This window comes from Rhodococcus sp. IEGM 1379, from assembly GCF_030056815.1.
GTDB lineage: Bacteria > Actinomycetota > Actinomycetes > Mycobacteriales > Mycobacteriaceae > Rhodococcus_F.
The window spans coordinates 1-1,487 of the sequence record NZ_JASHKR010000178.1 but is presented as its reverse complement, the minus strand read 5'-3'; the positions used below and the strand labels follow the sequence as shown (position 1 = coordinate 1,487).

Below are 1,487 nucleotides of genomic sequence, written 5' to 3'. Positions count from 1 at the left end.
GCACTACTCCCAGGTAACCTCTACCTTGATGTCCACGACAGCAGAAGAGACGCCGCAGCAGGCTCTCCACACCCAAGCCCGCACCCTCACCGGTTGGGGACGCACCGCCGCCACCACCGCACAGGTGTTGTCCACCCCCGACGTGGAAGTAATCGCAAGCGCGGTTGCCCAGGTTGCGGAAAAGAACGAGTCCAAGCCGTCGCACTTGCGACGTGGTGTCATCGCGCGCGGTCTCGGCCGCTCGTACGGTGATCCGGCGCAGAATGCCGGCGGCCTGGTCATCGACATGAATGCGCTCAACCGTATTCATCGGATCGATCGTGACACCGCCTTGGTGGACGTCGACGCCGGAGTGAATCTGGATCAGCTGATGAAGGCCGCTCTACCGTTCGGCCTGTGGGTTCCGGTGCTGCCGGGTACTCGCCAGGTCACGATCGGCGGCGCCATCGGCTCCGATATTCACGGCAAGAACCACCACAGCGCGGGCAGCTTCGGCAACCACGTCGTGTCGATGGATCTGCTGACGGCCGACGGCAAGGTTCGTACCCTCACTCCCAAGGGCGGGCGCAACGATCCCAAGGCTGCTCTCTTCTGGGCCACCATCGGTGGCATGGGCCTGACCGGCATCATCTTGCGCGCGACCATCAAGATGACGCCTACCGAAACGGCGTACTTCATCGCCGACGGCGACGTCACCCATAATCTCGACGAGACCATCGCGCTGCACAGCGACGGCAGCGAGGCCAACTACGAGTACTCGAGCGCCTGGTTCGACGCGATCTCCGCGCCCCCGAAGCTCGGCCGCGCGGCAGTCTCGCGTGGCTCCCTGGCGAAGCTCGATCAGCTTCCCACCAAATTGCAGAAGAACCCCCTCGCGTTCGACGCGCCACAGCTGCTGACGTTCCCCGACGTCTTCCCGAACGGCCTCGCCAACAAGTTCAACTTCAGTGCGATCGGCGAGGTCTGGTTCCGCAAGGCCGGTAACTACCAGGGCAAAGTCCAGAACCTGACGCAGTTCTACCACCCACTCGACATGTTCGGTGAGTGGAACCGTGCCTACGGATCCAACGGTTTCCTGCAGTACCAGTTCGTGGTGCCGCCGGAGGCTGTCGAAGAGTTCAAGAAGATCATCGTCGACATTCAGCGCAGCGGGCACCACTCGTTCCTGAATGTGTTCAAACTCTTCGGCGAGGGCAATCAGGCACCGCTCAGCTTCCCGATCCCGGGCTGGAACATCTGCGTCGACTTCCGCATCAAGCCGGGGCTCAACGAGTTTGTCACCGAACTCGACAAGCGTGTCCTCGAATTCGGTGGACGCCTGTACACGGCCAAGGATTCGCGGACGTCCGCAGAAACCTTCCACGCCATGTACCCGCGCATCGACGAGTGGATCGCGACGCGCCGAAAGTATGACCCCACAGGCGTTTTCGCCTCCGATATGTCCAGAAGGCTGGAACTGTGATCAACGCTGTAGGTAACCCGCAAAC

At 61.9% G+C, this 1,487-nt stretch carries 1 protein-coding gene; it reads left to right on the top strand.

The genetic code is table 11. The features are described 5' to 3' along the window. Window positions 1–28 precede the first annotated feature (28 nt). On the top strand, window positions 29–1,462 hold the full coding sequence (gene dprE1 / locus QM600_RS29375) for a decaprenylphosphoryl-beta-D-ribose oxidase (protein WP_283265297.1): 1,434 nt from the start codon (window positions 29–31) through the stop codon (window positions 1,460–1,462). Window positions 1,463–1,487 lie beyond the last annotated feature (25 nt).